Origin of the sequence: Sutcliffiella cohnii (genome assembly GCF_002250055.1) — a bacterium.
In the GTDB taxonomy this organism is placed as follows: Bacteria; Bacillota; Bacilli; order Bacillales; family Bacillaceae_I; genus Sutcliffiella; species Sutcliffiella cohnii.
This window is the reverse complement of the sequence record NZ_CP018866.1, coordinates 4,832,501-4,853,347: the sequence shown is the minus strand read 5'-3', so window position 1 is coordinate 4,853,347 and position 20,847 is coordinate 4,832,501. Positions and strand designations below refer to the sequence as shown.

Annotated in this window: 24 protein-coding genes and 1 pseudogene (1 of these 25 running past the window's edge); 7 read left to right on the top strand and 18 right to left on the bottom strand. The window is 35.2% G+C overall.

What is annotated here, in order from left to right; translation table 11 throughout:
• Positions 1-5: 5 nt before the first annotated feature.
• The 3 genes from BC6307_RS24425 to BC6307_RS24415 form a co-directional block, all read right to left on the bottom strand.
• The gene (locus BC6307_RS24425; RefSeq protein WP_066415760.1) at positions 6-830 is read right to left on the bottom strand and encodes a TPM domain-containing protein; all 825 of its coding nucleotides are present in this window, start codon (positions 828-830) and stop codon (positions 6-8) included.
• A 26-nt stretch (positions 831-856) separates the two neighbouring features.
• The gene (locus BC6307_RS24420) at positions 857-1,885 is read right to left on the bottom strand and encodes a TFIIB-type zinc ribbon-containing protein (RefSeq protein ID WP_066415701.1); all 1,029 of its coding nucleotides are present in this window, start codon (positions 1,883-1,885) and stop codon (positions 857-859) included.
• A 106-nt stretch (positions 1,886-1,991) separates the two neighbouring features.
• A complete protein-coding gene (locus BC6307_RS24415) occupies positions 1,992-2,666 on the bottom strand; it encodes a PspA/IM30 family protein (protein WP_066415703.1) in 675 nt (224 codons plus the stop codon).
• A 343-nt stretch (positions 2,667-3,009) separates the two neighbouring features.
• Between BC6307_RS24415 and BC6307_RS24410 the strand changes: the two genes are divergently transcribed.
• The gene (locus tag BC6307_RS24410) at positions 3,010-4,182 is read left to right on the top strand and encodes a DUF4317 domain-containing protein (RefSeq protein WP_066415706.1); all 1,173 of its coding nucleotides are present in this window, start codon (positions 3,010-3,012) and stop codon (positions 4,180-4,182) included.
• 101 nt (positions 4,183-4,283) lie between these two features.
• Here BC6307_RS24410 and BC6307_RS25665 read toward each other — a convergent pair whose 3' ends face one another.
• Positions 4,284-4,649 carry a CPBP family intramembrane glutamic endopeptidase gene (locus BC6307_RS25665; RefSeq protein ID WP_342351649.1) on the bottom strand — a complete coding sequence of 122 codons (366 nt, stop codon included), beginning with the start codon at positions 4,647-4,649 and terminating at the stop codon, positions 4,284-4,286.
• On the bottom strand, positions 4,649-4,963 hold the full coding sequence (locus BC6307_RS25660) for a hypothetical protein (protein ID WP_342351648.1): 315 nt from the start codon (positions 4,961-4,963) through the stop codon (positions 4,649-4,651). Before BC6307_RS25660 ends, BC6307_RS25665 begins: the two co-directional genes overlap by 1 nt.
• Before the next feature lie 90 nt (positions 4,964-5,053).
• Between BC6307_RS25660 and BC6307_RS24400 the strand changes: the two genes are divergently transcribed.
• Positions 5,054-5,806, top strand: coding sequence for a MerR family transcriptional regulator (locus tag BC6307_RS24400; RefSeq protein ID WP_066415709.1), 753 nt, complete (start codon positions 5,054-5,056; stop codon positions 5,804-5,806).
• Between the two features lie 174 nt (positions 5,807-5,980).
• Here BC6307_RS24400 and BC6307_RS24965 read toward each other — a convergent pair whose 3' ends face one another.
• The gene (locus BC6307_RS24965) at positions 5,981-6,124 is read right to left on the bottom strand and encodes a lmo0937 family membrane protein (RefSeq protein WP_157076643.1); all 144 of its coding nucleotides are present in this window, start codon (positions 6,122-6,124) and stop codon (positions 5,981-5,983) included.
• 272 nt (positions 6,125-6,396) lie between these two features.
• On the opposite strand from BC6307_RS24965, the gene BC6307_RS25160 reads away from it, so the two are divergent.
• Positions 6,397-6,552 carry a hypothetical protein gene (locus BC6307_RS25160; RefSeq protein WP_169714862.1) on the top strand — a complete coding sequence of 52 codons (156 nt, stop codon included), beginning with the start codon at positions 6,397-6,399 and terminating at the stop codon, positions 6,550-6,552.
• Positions 6,553-6,939: 387 nt separating this feature from the next.
• On the opposite strand, the gene BC6307_RS24395 is transcribed toward BC6307_RS25160, so the two are convergent.
• The 4 genes from BC6307_RS24395 to groES form a co-directional block, all read right to left on the bottom strand.
• Positions 6,940-8,172, bottom strand: a complete 1,233-nt coding sequence (locus tag BC6307_RS24395; RefSeq protein WP_066415712.1) for a DUF438 domain-containing protein — start codon at positions 8,170-8,172, stop codon at positions 6,940-6,942.
• A 281-nt stretch (positions 8,173-8,453) separates the two neighbouring features.
• A complete protein-coding gene (locus BC6307_RS24390; RefSeq protein ID WP_066415714.1) occupies positions 8,454-8,717 on the bottom strand; it encodes a hypothetical protein in 264 nt (87 codons plus the stop codon).
• 305 nt (positions 8,718-9,022) lie between these two features.
• The gene (gene groL, locus BC6307_RS24385; RefSeq protein ID WP_066415716.1) at positions 9,023-10,654 is read right to left on the bottom strand and encodes a chaperonin GroEL; all 1,632 of its coding nucleotides are present in this window, start codon (positions 10,652-10,654) and stop codon (positions 9,023-9,025) included.
• A gap of 48 nt (positions 10,655-10,702) precedes the next feature.
• Complete coding sequence (gene groES, locus BC6307_RS24380) at positions 10,703-10,990, bottom strand: co-chaperone GroES (protein ID WP_066415718.1); 288 nt, start codon at positions 10,988-10,990, stop codon at positions 10,703-10,705.
• A 330-nt stretch (positions 10,991-11,320) separates the two neighbouring features.
• On the opposite strand from groES, the gene BC6307_RS24375 reads away from it, so the two are divergent.
• Together BC6307_RS24375 and BC6307_RS24370 are read left to right on the top strand one after the other, a co-directional pair.
• On the top strand, positions 11,321-12,061 hold the full coding sequence (locus tag BC6307_RS24375; protein ID WP_333482920.1) for a CPBP family intramembrane glutamic endopeptidase: 741 nt from the start codon (positions 11,321-11,323) through the stop codon (positions 12,059-12,061).
• A 24-nt stretch (positions 12,062-12,085) separates the two neighbouring features.
• Entirely contained in the window at positions 12,086-12,289 is a 204-nt protein-coding gene (locus BC6307_RS24370; RefSeq protein WP_066415730.1) for a YdiK family protein, read from the top strand.
• 45 nt (positions 12,290-12,334) lie between these two features.
• Here the strand turns inward: BC6307_RS24370 and tatC are convergent, their stop codons facing one another.
• The 3 genes from tatC to BC6307_RS24355 are packed head-to-tail and all read right to left on the bottom strand — an operon-like array spanning position 12,335 to position 13,966.
• On the bottom strand, positions 12,335-13,093 hold the full coding sequence (gene tatC / locus BC6307_RS24365; RefSeq protein WP_066415732.1) for a twin-arginine translocase subunit TatC: 759 nt from the start codon (positions 13,091-13,093) through the stop codon (positions 12,335-12,337).
• 17 nt (positions 13,094-13,110) lie between these two features.
• Positions 13,111-13,287, bottom strand: a complete 177-nt coding sequence (locus BC6307_RS24360; protein ID WP_066415735.1) for a twin-arginine translocase TatA/TatE family subunit — start codon at positions 13,285-13,287, stop codon at positions 13,111-13,113.
• A gap of 40 nt (positions 13,288-13,327) precedes the next feature.
• Complete coding sequence (locus tag BC6307_RS24355; RefSeq protein WP_066415738.1) at positions 13,328-13,966, bottom strand: redox-sensing transcriptional repressor Rex; 639 nt, start codon at positions 13,964-13,966, stop codon at positions 13,328-13,330.
• 142 nt (positions 13,967-14,108) lie between these two features.
• Between BC6307_RS24355 and BC6307_RS24350 the strand changes: the two genes are divergently transcribed.
• Positions 14,109-16,031, top strand: coding sequence for an ABC-F family ATP-binding cassette domain-containing protein (locus tag BC6307_RS24350; RefSeq protein WP_066415740.1), 1,923 nt, complete (start codon positions 14,109-14,111; stop codon positions 16,029-16,031).
• A 230-nt stretch (positions 16,032-16,261) separates the two neighbouring features.
• Here the strand turns inward: BC6307_RS24350 and tsaD are convergent, their stop codons facing one another.
• From tsaD to thiL, 5 genes and pseudogenes are all read right to left on the bottom strand, one after another.
• Entirely contained in the window at positions 16,262-17,287 is a 1,026-nt protein-coding gene (gene tsaD, locus BC6307_RS24345; RefSeq protein ID WP_213083731.1) for a tRNA (adenosine(37)-N6)-threonylcarbamoyltransferase complex transferase subunit TsaD, read from the bottom strand.
• A 5-nt stretch (positions 17,288-17,292) separates the two neighbouring features.
• Positions 17,293-17,742, bottom strand: coding sequence for a ribosomal protein S18-alanine N-acetyltransferase (gene rimI / locus BC6307_RS24340; RefSeq protein ID WP_066415744.1), 450 nt, complete (start codon positions 17,740-17,742; stop codon positions 17,293-17,295).
• Positions 17,743-17,752: 10 nt separating this feature from the next.
• Positions 17,753-18,448 carry a tRNA (adenosine(37)-N6)-threonylcarbamoyltransferase complex dimerization subunit type 1 TsaB gene (gene tsaB, locus BC6307_RS24335; protein ID WP_066415747.1) on the bottom strand — a complete coding sequence of 232 codons (696 nt, stop codon included), beginning with the start codon at positions 18,446-18,448 and terminating at the stop codon, positions 17,753-17,755.
• Positions 18,429-18,900, bottom strand: a pseudogene (gene tsaE, locus BC6307_RS24330) (tRNA (adenosine(37)-N6)-threonylcarbamoyltransferase complex ATPase subunit type 1 TsaE). Before tsaE ends, tsaB begins: the two are co-directional and overlap by 20 nt.
• Positions 18,901-18,913: 13 nt before the next feature.
• On the bottom strand, positions 18,914-19,897 hold the full coding sequence (thiL, locus tag BC6307_RS24325) for a thiamine-phosphate kinase (RefSeq protein ID WP_066415751.1): 984 nt from the start codon (positions 19,895-19,897) through the stop codon (positions 18,914-18,916).
• 205 nt (positions 19,898-20,102) lie between these two features.
• Between thiL and BC6307_RS24320 the strand changes: the two genes are divergently transcribed.
• A protein-coding gene (locus BC6307_RS24320) for a DUF2268 domain-containing putative Zn-dependent protease (protein WP_066415754.1) crosses the window boundary here: on the top strand, positions 20,103-20,847 show its 5' portion. The gene runs 182 nt beyond the window's last position; only the first 745 of its 927 coding nucleotides appear in the window; the start codon lies at positions 20,103-20,105; its stop codon lies off the right edge, out of view.

Genomic DNA, 20,847 nt, shown 5'->3' with positions numbered 1-20,847 from the left:
ATTTTTTAAAAGCCACCTCTACTACCGCTATGGGAGTGTCCACCACGAGTGATGCCACCTCCACCACCGCCTCCCCCACTTTTCTGCTGAGGTTTTCTTCTTTTCGTAACAGTTGTTCGAATGTATTGATCTTTACGGTGAAGTACTCTTGATGTGTTAGCATCCATATAAGTACGAGCATTAACGGTTACTCGGCCACCCATGTTAAATGCCATAATACAAACAACAACACCACCGACAATTAAAGAAACAATGATTTGAAACCATGTGTTGAAAAGTATATTATCTCCATTTGAATAATTTGAATCGTAATACGTATTAGGACTAGGAGCAGAATTATGATTTTCATACCCATTTTCTGAATGCTGTTCAGGCTCCTGCCCCATAAACTCATGGGATAAAACAATAAAATCTTGAGCCGCCTGATAAAAGTTTCCACTTGATAAAGTAGGTGTAATTTGGTCACGGATTTGATCCAATCTAGCATCATCTAAATATGTTTCAGCCTTATAAAATCCAGCTAAATAGATTTCTCTTCCTTGCATATCTATTGTTAAGATTGCCGTGTTACCATGTGGCTTGTCATACCCTGGAGCGATTTCATCGTAAAAGTCTTGCGTGTATTCCATAACATCGATTCCTGACTCATTAGTCGTCACAATAATGAAGTCCGTTTCCCGCTCTGCACCTAGTTCATTAGCTAGAGCTTCTAATGAATCTATCTCCTGTTCTGTTAACAGCTCGGCGTAATCATATACTTTTCGTTCTATCGCATAGGCTGAGTGAGTAATACCCAGTAAACTAATTAGATAAATTATTATGATTGCCATTCCAGTATAAAGTGTTTTTTTCTTACTCACCAAAATCCGCCTCCCATCAACATAGAGACGACTTTCAGACTAACAAACGTTCCGGCTGCGACTCCACCAAACCAGCCTGCAACTTTCCCTTTACTAATTGGAGGCTTTCCAACGACTTTTCCCGTTTGTCCGTTCATCGCAAATATATGTTCCGTCTTGTTGTAATCGTAATAAACCATCCAAACAGGTAATAAAACATACGAACTGTGCACTTTTTTAACGTTTATATCTTTTCTTTTATAATTTACAGTCGCATATCCTGAAACAGAAGATTTAATATAAGACTCTATATATCCATCTATTTTATCTTTAGCTCGCGGTAAAAGCTCTTTATCATCATAGTTATATTTTTCTGCTATATAACCAGCTAAATATGGTGTTTTAAATTCTTTTAATTGATCGTACGGAAACGGTTCGAGTTTGTCCATCAATTCATCATTCATTTTAGTTGATGCATCTACTGGTATTTTTAAATAGTCTAAATTAATATCACGATACACATCATAAAATTTCGTTTCTGTATAAATATATTCACCTTTCGTATATGTGCGCACCTTTGTGCCGACAGCCGACACTTGTACTTTACTATTTAAATCATAAATCCAAAACGGAACGTACATCCCAGTTATATTTTTTATACGATTTGCAGTCATAAAATCTTTTGGTGTGAGCAAACCGTTTCTACACCATTTTTTAAAAGCTGCCCCTGCCTGTTCTTTACTTATTGAAAATGGAATAACCATAGCTGGCGCTAACGTCCCGGATACACGGTCTGCTAGTACTACACCTGCTCCACAAAAGCTACAAGTTGTTGCAGCTGTTTCTGCTTCGGTAATTAGAACAGCTCCACAGTTTTCACAATGATACTCTTTCGCTTCATCCTCTTCAAATGTTGTAATTATGTTCTCTTCCGAAAAATCTTCAATATTATCTTGTCTCCCACACGCACCACAAGATAATGTTCCTGTTTCACTATTAAATACCATATCATCGCCACAGTTCGGACATTTATAATGGATAACCAACTTTATTCACCTCTACTCCATTTAAAATTCAAATGCGTACGGATAAGTAAATGAACTGTATAAAAGCTGCAGCGACTTGCTACAGCTCTAAGTTCGAAAACCGTTCCTATCTATTCTTCAATTTTTCTTTTAAGGCCGCTAACTCGTCCTCTACCCCTACTTGTGTATCGTATTTGGCAGCTAAATCTTTTAAGTCATCCTTTGGTGCTGCATTTAGCTCGGCCACTGCATTTGCCTCATCTAATGCACGATTAATTTTATCTTCCATACGTCCAAAGGCAGATGCTGTATTGTTCGTGTCTGTCACAGATGCACCAATTTTGTTCATACGTTCTTGTGTTTTAGCTACAGACCATTTTGCTTTTAACATACTACGACGGGATTCTAACTCTTTAATATCGTTCATTAATTTATCATGCATTTGTCTCATTTGCGTTGCGTTAGATGCCGCTAAGTCATAGGCACTTTGTAGCCCCGCTTGCTTAGAGGCGATTTCTGTTTTTCTTTCGAGGAACTTTCTCGCATCGTCTTCATTTCCAGCTTCTAATGCTTTAATTGCGTATCTTTCCATTTTCTCTGCATCTGCAATACACTCATCAAGTAGTCTTTTAGAGCGTTGTTCTTCCGCCATAACTGATGCTGTTTCCGCTTTTACTTTTCCTAAATCTCGGTTTAAGTTTCTTAAATATTGATCAATCATCTTTTCAGGGTTTTCTGCCTTATCTAACAGTGCGTTAATATTGCTAGCCATAATGTCTTTAAAACGTGCTAAAATACTCATTTTCATTCCTCCCTATTTGTTTCCGATATTATATATACTGTTTCCATAGCCAAAAAGATTCATTTTTCTTAAAAATATTTATCTAATATCAACTATACACGTTTAAGTATGTACATTCCTATTATTTCTACAAATAAAAATAGAAAACCTATTGTTTAGAAAGGAGTTTAATCGCTCTCCGAAAAATGTACAAATAGAATATCGAAAATAGAGTTGGTTCACTCGTTTTATTAACCACAAAGTTTAACTTGAATTTTCTTGTACAAGGTATGATAGAATAAAGGATATTTTGTAATGGAAGTAAATATGTAGTCTGGGAGACTTAGGGAGTGTAGGTATAATCATGAACAAAAAAGACGTAGCAAACTTTCGAAAACAATTTAAAGCTGATAATGATTTACTAAACATTAAAGATATCTTTAATGTCTACATAATGAAAGAATCGAGCGACATTTATCATCACCAAAGTCAACCTTTTGAAATGTTAGATCCGGACCAACAAGAACTGTTTATGAATAACTTTAAAAAGATGCTAGGTGGTAATTTAGACGAAAAGTTATTTGAACTAAAATTTAGACGCGATGTCGAAAATAACAGTCAGCTTATCCTGCATCAAGGGTTGCTAAGCGTTGAGGTAGAAACATGGAAAGAGCAAATGCTTCCAATTGTCGGTAAAATGCTTCTAAACAGACAATATGAGAAGGATATTGTTGTTACTTTCATTCGTGGGGAATATCGAAAGCCAATGAAACGTACGAATGAGGAAACAGAGGAAAACTCTCGCGATGCAGTTTATTCCCACCCATTTATTTTGTGCAGTATAAACAATACACAAGAGCCAAAGAAAGAACTACTCTTTGACTATGTAGAAAAAGAGTTCAAATACAATTTTGTAGTAGACCCTATTATTAACTTAAACTCGCCAATTGGTGGATTTTTATTTCCTTGTTTCACAGAAAATGCTGCAGATGTTAACCATGTGCTATATTCAGCAGGAAAGGTTCATGAACCAGACCACCAATTTATTGAAGAAGTGCTAAATGGCGAAGAAACGATGACAGCCAAAGACGATAAAATCGTCTTTGAAGAAATAGTGAAAGAAGTAACTGGGGACAAAATTAATACTTCTACTCTCTCCAATGTGTATGAAGAAATTAATCGTATGATTGTTGAAAACGAAGAGGAAGAACAACCGAAATTAGACACAAAGGATGTAGAACGTGTTTTAAAGGTTAGTGGAGTGGAAGATGTAAATGTAGAAAAAGTGGAAACAGCTTTCAAGAAATTAATTGATGATGAGAGTTATGAAATAAAAGCTAGTAGCGTCTTACCAAAATTCAATTCAAAGTCCATTAAGATTAATACAAAAATAGCAAATATCTCGATTAGCCCACAAGATCTACGTTACGTAAAACAAGTACAAGTCGATGGAAAGCTATACTTAATGCTGGAAGTAGAAGAAGATACAATAATTGAAGGGTTTAAAATGATTCCGGAAGCGTTTGGTGAAAAATAATAATTTGTAAGGAACTCATGTAAGTGAGTTCCTTTAAATTTGATATTAAATTATCACACTCGTTGTCAGGAAGAATACAAGGTTAATACAAAAGTCATACTTTATGAAAGTACTGTTAAAATGACGGCTGTGCCATTAAATATTCCATGTATAATAATAGCCGGTAAAACTGACCCTGTTTTTTCGTATGTCCACGCAAACACGAGACCTGATACAAAATTTATCGGCAGCGTATTGTACGTAGGGATATGTACAATCATGAAAATAAAAGAACTAATAAACATTCCAGCAGCTACTCCCCATTTCCCTCGAAACCATTTATACAAAAATCCTCTATAAAAAATCTCCTCATATATTGGAGAAATGATTGCAGCAGATACAAAGCCAATAGTAAAAGTAAACCAATTTATATTCCTCTGTATGGACTCCGTTTTGTGATTCTCCCAAGTGAAATGTAAAAGTTCCATTAACAATAAAAACTGACAACTATTAAACTAATCGTCCAAACTGCAATCCATTTCCAGTATCTAGTTGGAAAACGGTTAACTCCAACTGCATCCCATGAAAGATCATGTGGTTTTAAAGCAACGAAATATAAGGCTACTGTAAATACGATGGCCATGATAAGCCCCGTCAGCGTACCTGAGTATAAGCTTTCCTGAAAAAGGGTATATAAAAAGTCATGCAATAAGTATTCAATGAAAAACGGTACAAGAATAAGGATAAGGATAAGTAGTATAAAAACTTCTTTCCAAGACCATTTCATTGTGTTCGTCATCATTTTTTCCCTCCTAAATATGTTATGTTAGATTTAGTATAATTGGTTACGTTACGTCACCTGCAAACACTTTTTTAGGAGGGATACTATAAAATGACACTGTTTTCAACTGGTGAAGTTTCCAAAAAGCTCAATATTTCTTTGCGTACATTACGTTATTACGATCAAATTGGATTAGTTGTACCGACGATAAAGAAGGATAATGGAAAACGGTACTATTCTGAGGAGGACATGTTACTTTTAGAAAAAATTGTATTACTAAAGACAACATCGATGTCTCTAAAAGATATAAAGAAAATCATCCATTCCATTACGATTGAAAAGATTCTAACTGTACATAAAGAGCAACTGGAAATGAACATAGAACGCTTAACTCAATCCCTCTACCATACAACAACACTATTAAACATTTTAAAGTTAGAAGGCCAACTGAAATGGGACCATCTCTTACCACTACTTCCGGAAGAAGGTAATAACAATAAGGATAGAAAACAGAAGTTATGGAATGACCTATTTAGTACAGAGGAACAAACAATATTATCTGGGAATCTACCAAAAATGGAAGATCCACTCATCATTAAATGGATAAATATTGTTAAACGCGTGGAACTCTGTTTACAAAATGGTATACTCCCTAGTTCTGCGGAGGGGCAATTAATTGTAGTTGATGTAGATATTTTAACGAAAGAATCTTTTGGAGATCACCCTGAATTAATAGAAAAGTTTTGGGAAGCGAGAAAATCGGAAGAAACATCCGCTAAATTAGGCTTATATCCTATTCATAAAGAAGTATTAAATTTTTTAGAAGAGGCTATTGTTTACCAGGAAACTAGCAAGTCAACATAATAAAACTAGATTGATGGTAGTAATTTAAGGAAAATACTAGCTGATATTAATTCTATTTCTGCCCTTAATATTTATATTATATATATGTGTGGATTCCTTGGAGCCTTTCTTATTATAACTCCAAGAAATAATCCTGAATAAAGCAAGGCTCCTAAAACGGAACGCTTGCTACATTTAGACTCTTCTGCCTGTTAAAAGTTGAATTATAAAGACGATTAATGCAACAACTAGAAGTAAGTGGATTAGACCTCCTCCAACTTCAAACGAGAATCCAAGTAACCATAATACAAAAACTATAATTAATACCGTCCATAACATAACCGCTCACGCCTTTCTTCATCATTTTTTGCCGATGTTTGTCTGTCTGTGCTTATTTAATGCCCACAAAAGATCGACATGAAACCTATCTTTAGGAACTAATCTTAAAGTACTGTGCAAACAGAAGAACGATTCCCTCAAATGATACTTTCTAAATAGAACAAGGGAAGCGGATAATTGTTATGTGCCATTCTTACTAATGTTTTAAAAGCTCCTTTTAAGGATATATAGGTGATAAGAAAAAAAACACCACTGACAAGGAGGAAATGATTGTGAGAAAGGATGTAAATGTGGACAAGCGACACGTCGAGAAAAAGGAGGATACAAGTAGAGTAATCTCTACCTTCATTAAATATTTTGCATATGTGATTATCTTTTTTGGTTTTTTATGGTTTCTAGTTCGATACGTATTTCCAATGTTTCAATAATTAAATATCTACTTAATTGTGTTTTTGATCACTATATTAAGAACAACCCCTTCATATGCAATTTCAAGGAGGCGTGTTCATTAAGTACTACTTTTATCCCGTATATTTTTATCACCTAAGCCCTCCCCCAAGGACCAATAGGGGAGAAGTCCCTATTGGTTAATCATTTTTTTCTTGATATTTTTTAGAAAAGGCTATTGTTTACCAGTCCACTTAATAAAACTGGATTGATGGTAGTAAGTGAGGAAAAAAAGTCCCCTTCTAGTAGGAAGGGGATTTCGGTATATCGAAAGGAAATGAACAGCATAATAGCTAACTAACATTTATAAATGAGGTTCCTACTGCTCTAATAAATTTAGATATTACCTATTCGTCCATTCTACTAAGCTATCTTTTCGCTTCACGTGGCAACTCGAAAAAAGGTCGGATATCTTGAACGTATTCTAATATTCCCAAATATTCTCCATCCTCATCAAAAACACCTTTATACGTAATATGAATGTACTGATCCTTTTTTTTAAACCACATACTCTCACTAGATCGTTTCTTTGATTTAAGGTCTTGGACGAGCCTCATTACCTTTTTTAAACTTTTAGGAGGATGACAATTGGCAACATTACGACCAATCGAAATGGGTGTCCGTACAAACATCATGTCAGATGACGCTACTCTTTCATTAAAATATTTAAAAATACCATTTTTATCAATGAACGTTATTTCTACTGGTAAGTTATTCAGGATGCTGTTGGCTTCTTGTACTGTTAAGTAGCCACCGCCAATTTTTATATGCTTTGTTGTTGCATTATCTATTTCTTTATTACATTCATCCTCGACTGATACGCTTCGTTCCCATTCTTTTTGTGGATCTATAAAGCAATAACCAAATGTATCGCCTTCCCTCGCTATAGCTAACCAATCATCTTCGTTAAAAATGTTGAGAACGATTGGTAATAGGATAGATTCTTCATCAAACATCATGTCTGTCATTTTACTTTGGAATATTTGATAAGATTGCTTAACGGATGCTATTTCTATAGCTTGTATATTCTCTATCTTTCTTTTTACATTTTTATATAAGATGCGGATTCGATCATCTCCCTCCCACATAATTCTTGTAGGAGTAATTTGCCCATAACGCTCTAATATAGGGAAAATGAGTTTTTCTTTTCGATTATAGTGCCTATTCAATTGTCCTAATTGAGACACGTCTTCCTTTAACTTCTCTATAACTTCTTCCTCTTGTACCCATTGTGAACTTTTCTCCAGTAATTCTATTTGGCCATTCATTTGATCTAAAATGGATTGAAATTCCTTATTTTCAGCTATTAAAATTTGAACCGGGTGACCCTCGTGATTGGAATCAGGAACATGCCATTCATTAATAGCTAGACCATATAGTTGTTTATAAATAGAAAATAGCTTTACAACATCATCCGACGTAATGCCATGGCCCCCATTTTTTAATTCCTGTACAATCAACAATATTTCAACAGCACTAACCTGGTTAAGATGTTTATCAAAATCCTCTTTCACGGTTTCTTGCGGTTTACCATCATGTAAACGAAGTAAAATATCTTTTAAAATATTGACTAGTTTGGGATTAAATTGTGCGTTAGCCATTTTTTCACCTCTTATCGTAAAAAGTTGCCTTTTATAAATGTTAATTAATAAAAAGCTTCTTAAAAGTTTACTACAACTCATAAGAAGCGGACTGTTACATTTATCACAGTTTATAATTGGGTAGCAAAAGGCTGGAAATGAATAATTTTAAAAATGATGGAAAGAAATTAAAATGTAGGGGGAAGTGTAATAAGAGAATTTTACAGAAGATTTGTTAATAGTGAATTTAACAGAATAGAACTTTGACAGTTCCTTCTTTTCTTGCAACGTCTAAACACCTTTCAATAAATTGTAATATTTGCTTCCCATATATCTGATTCACATAATGTGCGCTCGTTAGATAGATTTTGTTTATACATTCGTTTTGCTTTCTCTAATTGCTCCTGCGTGTATATGGCTGAATCAAAAATACCACTAACGCCTCCATTTTTGTCATTCGCATCAAGCAAATGATATAGATCTATAGCAAAATAATTAGACGAATGAAAATGGGCATAAACAATTTCTTTCCCTTCTTTATCAACACCTGAAAAATAATGCCCCACTAATCATTACCTCCTTTAAAATAATTCTTTTAATTTAAAAGCTTTGTAGGAACACCAATTTTATAGATGTATTTCCCTTTTCAAGTTAGTTGTCAATGTACATTTAAGATACCGATTAAAATTAGTTGGAGGGGTTAAATCTAGAAATTTTATTATCCTTTCTTATAAACTAAAAAGAGGCCTCTTATAAGTTTTTTGTAAACTCATGAGAAGCCTCCGTTAATTTACCTCAATGTTTGCAAAATGTTAGCATTACACTCTCATCTTACATAAAACCCTTATAAATCAAGGGGTGAAGCGGCTTATTACATCATGCCGCCCATTCCACCCATGCCGCCCATGTCAGGCATGCCGCCGCCAGCGTTTTCTTCTGGGATGTCTGCAACTACTGCTTCAGTAGTTAAGAACATAGCAGATACGCTTGCTGCGTTTTGAAGTGCAGAACGAGTAACTTTAGTTGGGTCTACGATACCAACTTCAAGCATGTTAACCCATTCGCCAGTTGCAGCGTTGAAACCAACTCCAACTTCTTCTTTCTTTAGGCGTTCTACAATAACAGATCCTTCTAGACCTGCGTTGTGAGCGATTTGACGAACTGGCTCTTCGATTGCACGTAATACAATTTTCACACCAGTAGCTTCGTCGCCTTCAGCTGTGATATTAGCAACTTTGTTGTAGATGTTTACAAGTGCAGTACCACCACCAGCTACGATACCTTCTTCTACTGCAGCACGAGTAGAATTTAATGCGTCTTCGATACGAAGTTTGCGCTCTTTTAATTCTGTTTCTGTTGCAGCACCAACTTTGATTACCGCTACACCACCAGCTAATTTAGCTAGGCGCTCTTGTAATTTTTCACGGTCGAACTCAGAAGTAGTTTCTTCTAATTGAGCACGGATTTGGCCAACACGAGCTTGGATATCGTCTGTGTTTCCATGACCGTTAACAACTGTTGTATTTTCTTTCGTTACAACAATCTTATCTGCACGTCCTAATTGACCGATGTTAGCAGATTTTAAGTCTAAACCTAATTCTTCTGTAATAACTTCTCCACCTGTAAGAATTGCGATGTCTTGAAGCATTGCTTTACGACGGTCACCGAAGCCAGGAGCTTTAACAGCTACTGCATTGAATGTACCACGTAATTTGTTTACTACTAATGTAGCTAACGCTTCACCTTCCACATCTTCAGCAATTAGTAATAATGGTTTACCTTGTTGTACTACTTGCTCTAATACAGGTAAGATTTCTTGAATGTTTGTAATCTTTTTGTCTGTAATTAAGACGTATGGATTGTCTAAAACTGCTTCCATTTTGTCAGAATCAGTTACCATGTATGGAGATGCATATCCACGGTCGAATTGCATACCTTCTACTACTTCTAGTTCAGTAGTGAATCCTTTAGACTCTTCTAACGTAATAACTCCGTCGTTACCTACGCGCTCCATTGCTTCTGCGATTAGTTGACCAACTTCTTCGTCAGCAGCAGAGATAGCAGCAACTTGTGCGATAGACTCTTTACCTTCAATTGGCTTAGAGATTGTTTTTAATTCTTCAACTGCTACAGCAACAGCCTTTTCAATCCCTTTACGGATACCCATTGGGTTCGCACCAGCAGTTACGTTCTTTAATCCTTCACGGATCATCGCTTGTGCTAGTACTGTTGCAGTAGTTGTACCGTCACCAGCGATTTCGTTCGTTTTGCTAGCAACTTCCGCTACTAATTTTGCACCCATATTTTCGAAAGCATCTTCTAATTCGATTTCTTTCGCAATTGTAACACCGTCATTTGTAATTAGTGGAGAACCAAATTTCTTTTCTAATACAACGTTACGTCCTTTTGGTCCTAATGTTACTTTAACAGCATCAGCTAATTTATCTACACCACGTAGCATAGAGCGACGTGCTTCTTCACTAAATTTAATTTCTTTTGCCATGACCTAGACCTCCTCAGAATAGTTCATATTTTTTATGAAATAGTTTTCTTATTTACCAACAACAGCTAAAACATCTGCTTCTTTTAAAATTAAATATTCTTTACCGTCATATTTCACTTCTGTACCAGCATATTTTGAAAAGATAACGCTATCGCCTGATGCAACTTCTAGTGCAACACGCTCTCCGCTTTCTAGTACACGACCTGAACCAACAGCTACTACTTTACCTTCTTGCGGTTTCTCTTTTGCAGAGTCTGGTAATACAATACCACTAGCAGTTTTTTCTTCTGACTGTACTAGTTCAATAATAATGCGATCACCGATTGGCTTTAACAAGTGAAACGACCTCCTCAAAATTATATGTAAGTATTTTTTTATTAGCACTCTAAACACTCGAGTGCTAACACAATTAATATATTAATGAATTAGTGATATTTTTGCAAGTATTTAGTTTATATTTTTTGCACATTTTTTACTTCTTTTTGTACAAAAATGATCTAACATTACGTAACACCTTTTCCATTATCTCACAATCATTTAATATTTAACCATTGTTTTTAATTATATGGATTAATTGATAAAATACAGCTGAGAATAAACTATATCTTTTTATTAGAAAACAGTTTATATGGTACAATACGTAGGAACAATTAGATAGAGGAGATTATGATGACATCAACCTATTGGAAAGTAATTATCGCCTATATTATTATGCAATTTTCTGCACTAGTTGGTATTCCACTTCTCGTTGAACTAGGAATCGGGAACGAGCTTGATTATGATGCACGAATGACATTACTTTTTAGTTATTGGACGACAATCAGCTTCACACTCGGCTTACTTATTATCCTCTGGCTGCTTCGAAAGGATTTCCAGGAAAAAGATCTACGCGGACCACAATCATCCATTTTCCAAACGATTATTTGGTCTATATTAGGTTTTTGGGTGGCTCTTTTCGGACAAGGAATAGCAGCGATGGTTCAACAGCAATTATTCGGAATAGAACCAGGCAGTGAGAATACTCAACAAATTATGGAGTTTATTAGTTCTTCTGCGGCAATTATTTTTGCGGTAGCTATTGCAGGGCCTATTTTAGAAGAAATTATCTTCCGAAAAATCATTTTCGGCGTACTATATAAGAAGTACAATTTTGCAGTAGGCTTAATTGTTAGTTCTTTATTATTTGCAGTTGTTCATCAAGAATTTGAACATCTACTTATATACTTTGTCATGGGAGCTATTTTTGCATTCCTATATGTAAAAACGAACCGAATAATTGTCCCAATTATCGCTCATGTTTCGATGAATTCCTTTGTCGTTCTAGTGCAACAAATTTTTCGTGAAGATATTGAGCGTCAACTTGAAAAACTAGAGCAAATGCAAAGCTTCATATACTTGTTTTTATAGAAGAGATAACGGAGGATATAATTTATGCGCATTACCCCATTAAGAATGGTTGTATTTTATTCCATTATGGGAATTTTATTTCTCTACCTTGCCGTCGTAACAAAAGGTGAAACGATTTGGCAATTTCACACCATTCTTTTTATGTTAATTGCAACTTTTGATTTTGGAGTGGCAATCCGGGCCTACCTTTTACACGGAAAAATTAAAGAGATGAAGAAGCAAAAATAATATTATTTTTCCTATTAGAAAAAGCAATCCCGAGGGATTGCTTTTTTAATCTTTATTCATATTTTCTAATTCCATTTTTGTTTCGGCTAATTTAGCTTTACGATACGCAATTCTAGAAATGATAATACTAATTTCGTATAAAATAAATAACGGCACAGTTACCATTAAATGTGACAACAATTCTGGTGGAGTGATAAAAGCCGCAACTACTAAAAGTATAAAATAGGCTATTTTACGGAACTTCACAAAAAATTGTGGTGTCACTATACCTAATCTAGTTAAAAACATAACGACTACAGGTAGCTGAAATAAAACTCCAAATGGAACCGTTAATTGAAATAGAAATTGAAAGTATTCATTAATGCCAATTACTTGATTAATTTCTAAGCGATTGGCAAGACCCATCATAAAAGAAACTACAAATGGAAACAAAACAAAGTAGGAAAATGCTAATCCACTTAAAAATAAAATTAAAGAAATTGGAATGTAGCTAAGTGTTACTCTACGTTCTTTCTCATATAAGCCTGGGCTAATAAAGGACCAAAGCTGATAAAAAGCAACAGGAAACGTAATAATGAACGCAATTAAAAAGGCAAACTGCATAAATACCTTAATAGGATCTGTTAAGCGAAAAGCGTTCATCGTTAAATCTCTTGCTTGCTCTGTATGTTGTAAATAGACAATAATCGGCTCTGCAAGAAAGAACCCACCAATAACGGAGGCCATAAAAAGGGAACCTACTATAATTAATCGCTTGCGCAGTTCTCCTATATGGTCATAGACCGACATTTCCTTATCTGTCATATATGTTCATCCTTACATTACTTCTTGTCTTCTTTTTTTATATCATCATCGTCATCGGCTAAACCTTTAGTAGCCTTTTTGAACTCACGTAGCGTATTTCCGGCTGCTTTCCCGAGTTCTGGCAACTTTTTCGGACCGAATATTAATAGTGCTGCAAATACAATTAATAGAATGCTTCCTGGACCTAATGGCATTCTTGTCACCTCCTCGAAATATACTTATTCTACTACTATTTTACTCAGTTGGATAGTGTTTTAGAAAATATACTAATGATTGTAATTCTACCGCTAAATCGATGTGATGAATACGTACAGTGTCTGGTACATTTATTCGCGCAGGTGTAAAGTTTAATATTCCCTTAATTCCCTTAGCGACTAGGCGATCTGTAATAGGTTGCGCAACATGAGCTGGTACTGTTAATATTGCAACTGTTACATCGTCAGGAAGCTCCATCTCTAAATCATCTAAATTGCGTACGGGAACACCTCCAATTTCTGTGCCAATCTTCGTTTCATCTACATCAAAAGCAACAGTTATCTTCGTGTTATTATTTTTTGAAAAATTGTAGTGAAGGAAAGCGGTTCCTAAATTCCCCACACCTATTAGACTAACATATGTTAATTCATCTTGGTCTAACGTTTTTCTAAAAAAAGTTAACAAATATTGAACATTATATCCGTACCCTTTTTTCCCTAACGCTCCAAAATAGCTAAAATCACGGCGAATCGTCGCTGAATCAACTTTTACCGCTTCACTTAACTCAGAAGAAGAAACTCTTTGTTTACCGGATGCATAAAGATTTTTTAAAAATCGATAATACAAAGGTAATCGTTTTGCAGTTGCTTGTGGTATTTTTAGTTGTTCGTTACTCATCCTATTCCCCCATTTACAATCCTACTTACTCTCTATTTTTTCCAATTACATTGAACGTAAACGATTTCATTCTTTTACCCTATCGCTTGCTTGAACAATTAGTAGAAGAGCGATAAACTAAGTTTAATATAGAGGTGAAAAAATGATTATTTTACAAGTAAATCAACTACATAAATATTTTGGTGCTGAACTTATTTTATCGAATATAAAGCTAGAAGTACAATCACGAGACAGAATCGCACTAGTTGGTAGAAACGGTGCTGGTAAATCAACACTTTTAAAAATAATTTCTAATCAACTCTCTTATGATAGCGGTGAAATTATTAAACCGAAGAATGTTACGATCGGTTACCTTGCACAGCATACCGGATTAGACTCAAGCCGCTCCATTTGGGAAGAATTTCTTTCTGTTTTTTCTCATCTCAAACAAATGGAAAGACAAATGAGAGACTTAGAAGAGAAAATGGCAGATCCTACACGTTTTTCTTCAGATGAAGAGTATGCCAAATTATTAAAAGAATATGATTCCCTACAAGAATCGTATAAACAACAAGGTGGCTTCCAATACGAAGCAGATATTCGGTCCATTCTTCACGGACTAAACTTTGCTACCTTTGATTATACCACACCAATTACCAGTTTGAGTGGTGGACAAAAAACAAGATTAGCTCTTGGTAAGTTACTATTAACGAAGCCAGATTTACTTATTTTAGACGAACCGACGAACCATTTAGATATAGAGACGTTAACGTGGCTAGAATCCTACTTACAAAGTTATCCTGGTGCCCTATTAATCGTTTCCCACGACCGTTATTTCCTAGACAAAGTAGTTTCTATCGTTTACGAAATATCTCGAAATGAATCCACTAAATTCATTGGAAACTACAGTAAATACTTACAACGAAAAGCAGAACAATACGAACGAGAAATGAAAATGTTTGAAAAGCAACAAGATGAAATTTCCAAGCTTAAAGATTTTGTTCAACGTAATATTGCAAGAGCGTCTACAACGAAACGGGCACAAAGTAGACAAAAGCAGTTAGATCGAATGCAGTTAATGCAGCGACCGAAAGGCGATGAAAAATCGGCCTCCTTCTCTTTTGAAATCGATAGGCAAAGCGGTAATGATGTGTTAAAAGTAGAAAACTTAACATTTTCATATGAAAATAAGCCTATCTTCGAAAATATAAACCTTTCGCTTCATCGTGGTGATAGTGTTGCGTTAGTTGGACCTAATGGCGTTGGGAAAACTACATTGTTAAAATTGCTTGTGGAGAAACTCCCTAAACAAATTGGAAAAATTCAATTTGGAGCGAATGTTTCTATTAGTTATTATGACCAACAACAAGCAGAATTACATTCCAACAAACGGGTTCTGGACGAGTTATGGGATGATTATCCTCATTTAGTAGAGAAAGAAATTCGAACTGTCTTAGGAAATTTCTTGTTTAGTGGTGATGATGTTTTAAAACCTGTTAACAGTTTAAGTGGGGGAGAAAAAGCACGTCTTGCATTATCAAAAATGATGTTGCAAAAGTCAAACGTACTTATTTTAGACGAACCGACGAACCATCTAGACCTTGATAGCAAACAAGTATTGGAAAATGCATTAATGGATTATCCAGGCACTATACTTTTCGTATCACATGACCGTTACTTTATTAACCGGATTGCCACAAAAGTAATCGAACTATCTTCTCAGAATGCTGTAGAGTTTTTAGGTGACTATGATTACTTCGTGCAAAAGAAGTTTGAGATAGAAGAACTTAATAAGTTATCCACAGACTCTTCTACTGAAAAACAGAAAGAAAAACCTCAAGAAAAATTAAGCTATGAACAGGAAAAAGAATTAAAAAGAAAAGAGCGACAGCGAAAACGTCGTATTGAAGAAATTGAGGAAGAAATAGAAGTACTGGAGTTACAACTAGAAGAAAATGAAAAGCTTTTATGCAAACCTGAAATTTACCAAAATCACGAAAAAGTACACCAATTAAATATAGAGAACGAAGAAGCTAACAATAAACTGCTTACTTTAATGGAAGAGTGGGAAGAACTGAACAGCTAAAGGATGCGAATTTTCGCATCCTTTCTATATTTTCTATCCACAAAAAGTAAACAATCCACATACTTATTAACAATTCTACTCTTATTTATTAAGGTATTCACAAACTTATCAACATTATCCACAAACATTAACACACTTATCCACATTATTTACTAACAAATGTTTTTTATTTATCCATAGATTATCTATACTTACTCACAGTTTTTAGTAACAACTGTGGATAACCATTTTTAGACTAATGCCTTTTCTAAATCTAGCCCTGGATTACCGTTTAAAGATAAAGGAGATCGTTTTCCTAATTGATAGAACACACTGCCTGCTGTTGCGATCATCGCTGCATTATCCGTACATAGTGATAATGGCGGAATTACTAGCTCCACATCTTTCAATTCACGAAAACTTTCCTCGAGTGCTGCACGCAAACCTTTATTCGCAGCAACCCCACCAGCTAAAACGACTTGGTTTACACCATATTCTTTTGTTGCTTTTATTGTTTTTGTTACTAGTACTTCTATCACACTTTCTTGAAAGCTTGCAGCTAAATTAGCAGGTTCAATTTTTTCACCCTTTTGAGAAGCGTTATGTAGGGTGTTAATAACCGCTGATTTTAAGCCTGAAAAACTAAAATCATAACTACCTTCTTCTAGCCAAGCCCTTGGCAGTGGAATATTTGCTTCTCCTTCTTGAGCTAGTCTGTCAATATGAGGGCCGCCCGGATACGGTAAATTTAATGTTCTTGCTACTTTATCATACGCTTCACCAACAGCGTCATCTCGCGTTTCACCGATTACTTTAAAAGAACCGTGCTTTTCCATATATACTAATTCCGTATGTCCACCCGAAACGACTAAAGCTAAGAGAGGAAATTGGAGGTCGGTTACTAGCTGATTCGCATATATGTGACCTGCAATGTGATGTACACCTACTAACGGCTTATTATGTGCAAAGGAAATAGCCTTGGCCGCATTAACACCAATTAATAATGCTCCTACTAATCCAGGTCCTTCCGTTACTGCAATCGCATCGATTTCTTCCATCGTTACCCCTGATTGCTCTAACGTCTCTTCTAAAACAACGGTTATTTGCTCCACATGATGTCTTGACGCAATTTCTGGTACAACTCCACCAAAACGTTTATGACTTTCAATTTGTGAAGCAACGACATTAGCTACAATTTCTTTTCCGTTTTTAATGATGGATGCTGCCGTTTCATCACAACTTGTTTCAATTCCTAATATATACTCGTCTTTTTTCATTTCACTCATAAATTCACCCACATTACTAATGCATCTTCATTATTATCTACATAATAGTTTTTACGAATTCCACCAGGTTGGAAGCCATGTTTTTTATATAGTGATTGTGCAATATAATTGGATACTCTTACTTCTAATGACATGACAGAACCACCCTTTTCTATTGCTACTTCTTTTGCTTTTACTAATAGTTGATCACCTAATTTTTTTCCACGATAATCAGGGTCAATTGCAATATTTGTTATTTGAGCATCTCCCATTACAATCCAAAGTCCACAATAACCGATTATTCTTTCTCTGTCTAATAACACGAGATAATAGGCATATGGATTAATCATTATTTCATGATGGAATGCTTCTTTTGTCCATGGAGAAGGGAAACTTTTCTTTTCTACTTCGTATACACCATTAATATGTTCTTCATTCATTTTTACAATTTCCACTGTTAACATCATCAAGATTCCCCTATTTAGTTTGGTTGTTTTCTAGCCATTTTGCCTCTGCCTCAGCTAATCTCGTATAGTTAGGAACAAACGTATGTAAATCTAATACTTCCTCGTTCATACCTAATATAGCTAAATCTCCAGGGCGGCTATTTAGTTGTGCACCAGTAGCAAAAATTGCCCTTTTAGCTAATTTTTCTATAATAACCTCTTTGTGAAGTTGGACATCATTTCCGATAAATAATATTTCACTGTTCAAGGCGGCTAATTGATCTAACCAATTTTGTAAATCGATGTTAACGTCCTCGAGTTTTTCAATTAGGTTCTCGTTCTCCCATTCATACAAACCTGTATATACTTGCCCTCTTCTCGCATCCATTAACGGGCAAATAAGACCCGAAAAGTAACGTCCGTTCGCAGCCATTAGCTTTAAGCTTGATACCCCTACAAGTGGAATGTTTAAACTCCAGGCTAACGTTTTCGCTATCGTAACACCAATTCGAACACCTGTGTAGGAACCTGGTCCATGAGCGACGACAATTCTATGTAAATCTTTAGGCTTCATTTGGCACTCTTCCATTACCTTTTCAATTGCTGGCATCGCTCGTAATGAATGATTTATTTTCGTATTTGTCATATGTTCCCCTATAACGAGGCCATCTTTTATTAACGCTACACTCAACACGTAAGTGGACGTATCAATTGCTAGTACGTTCATTTCTTTAACTCCTCACAAATCTTCTCATAACGTTTTCCATTTCCCTTAAAAACTACTTCTCTTTCGTCATCACCTTTATGGTATATATTAATTTCTAACCTTTCTGCTGGTAAGTAGTCTTTTATTAAGTGTGCCCATTCTACCACCGTTACACCATTCCCATAAAAATAGTCATCAAAACCTAAATCTTCATCACTTTCTGCTAACCGATACACATCCATATGGTATAGTGGTAATCTTCCTTCATATTCTTTAATAATTGTAAAAGTAGGGCTGTTCACATTTCTTGTAATATGTAATCCTTTAGCAAGGCCTTTCGTAAACGTCGTTTTACCTGCCCCTAAGTCGCCTTCTAACAATATAACATCACCTTCAACTAACTTTTCTGCTAACCTTTGAGCTAACCCCATTGTTTGTTCTGTTGAATGTGTTGTAAATGCAACCTGTACCATTCATTCATTCTCCTTAACTAAAAAAATGATTATAACCTGAATCCGATACTTCTTCTAATTCTCCGTTTTTATTTCTTATATACACTTTACCCTTACCACGTTGCACATAGCCAATATTTGATAATGGTATGTTTTCTTTTTCACAAATGGCAGAAAGTTGCTTCCAATTTTCTTTGCTTATAGTCCCAACTAGTTCAAAATCCTCTCCACCCGTTAATGCCCACTTTAGTGCTTTTTCGTTATTATATTCTAAAAGAGCACGACTATATGGGATTGTCTCACTATCTATAACCATATTTACGTTACTAGCATTTGAAATTTCCTTTAGTTCGCTTACAAGTCCGTCACTTACGTCATTTAATGATACACGAGTAAATTGTGATAGGATTCGACCAAGAGTCACCCTCGGTGTAGGTGTTTGATGTCTACGTATTAAATAGGAATTTTGTCCTTGTACTTCTTTATTTCCTTCCAATAGAACATCTAATCCTCCCTGAGCATCTCCTAATGTACCCGATACAAATACTACGTCTCCTTCTTCAGCATTAGATCGTAATAATCTTCGCCCAGCTTCTACCTTTCCAATTGCCGTTACACTAATAACTAATTTAGAATGCGTAGAAGTCGTATCTCCACCGATCAAATCCATTTTGTATTCATCTCCGGCTTTTTTCAGTCCATCATATATCTCCAATAACTCACTTTCTTTCCAATTAGAAGGAATACTGATAGAAACTAAATAATACTGTGGGATTCCGCCCATTGCTGCAATATCGCTAATATTAGCAGCTAATGCTTTATATCCAATATGATAGGGACTCATCGTAGTAGGTAAAAAGTGTTTGTCTTCTACCATTGTATCTACACAAACAATCTGCTCAAATCGCGCATCGACTGAAAAGATTGCTGCATCATCTCCTATCCCGATTAATCCTGAGTGATGCAGTGTAGCAGGTTGAACTTTTTTTATAAAATCAAATTCATCTCGGACAGACATTATGTCAACTCCTCATGTAAATCATGCTTTATCTATTATAACGAATGATGAGGTTGTTGGAAAACATGTTCACATATCTAACATACAAAATTTAATAGACATAGAGGATTTTTGTAAAATTTGTAGAATATTTAAATTTGTCTGTAAATAATTATCATTGATAGACAAAACTACAAAATCTTATTACTAGGGGGTAATGATTAACATGAAATGGAAAGGCTTATTGTTCTTATTTTTTCTATTATTTTTAACAGCTTGCGGAAATAACGGTAACGTGAACACTGGTGTGGACGAAATGGATGATACCGACTTTGAGTTTGAAAATGCTGAGACTGGCCAAACTTTCGAAGTTGTTCATGCGTATACATTGTATGATTCATATTTTGAAGAGATTAAAGACGTACCAAATGACGGTCATTTAGATGTTTATAAATCTACAGTTGTAGATCCAATCTATGATGCTTGTTTTGCGGATGGGGAATTCGTCCATTTAGCAGATGCTTATATTAACGACATTCCAAAAAACCGTATAGCATTACAAGATGTTATTAAACGGATTAATACAAAAAGCACAAACGAAGCTATACAAGACGCATTATTAAACTCCTCTAACCTTTTAGCTACTGAAGGAAATACGGTTGTATGTGTTTTCCCTTCAAGTGATACGAACACTAATGTATTAACAATTGGGTCCGGAAAAATACTAATTACCTATAACCGAAATTACACAAATGATATTTTAAAAAGCGCAACAGCTCACGGATACTTACAAAGTGTTTGGGCATCCGATTTTTATAACGGGGAATCACTTACAGTTTTAGATCACATCGTACTTGGTGGAAAAGCAGTAAAATTTGAAAAAGAAGTATTTCCAAATATTGAAGTTACAAAAGTAAATCCAGAATTTAGCTCTGCACATTGGAATACAATTAGCAAAGATTTCGATACGG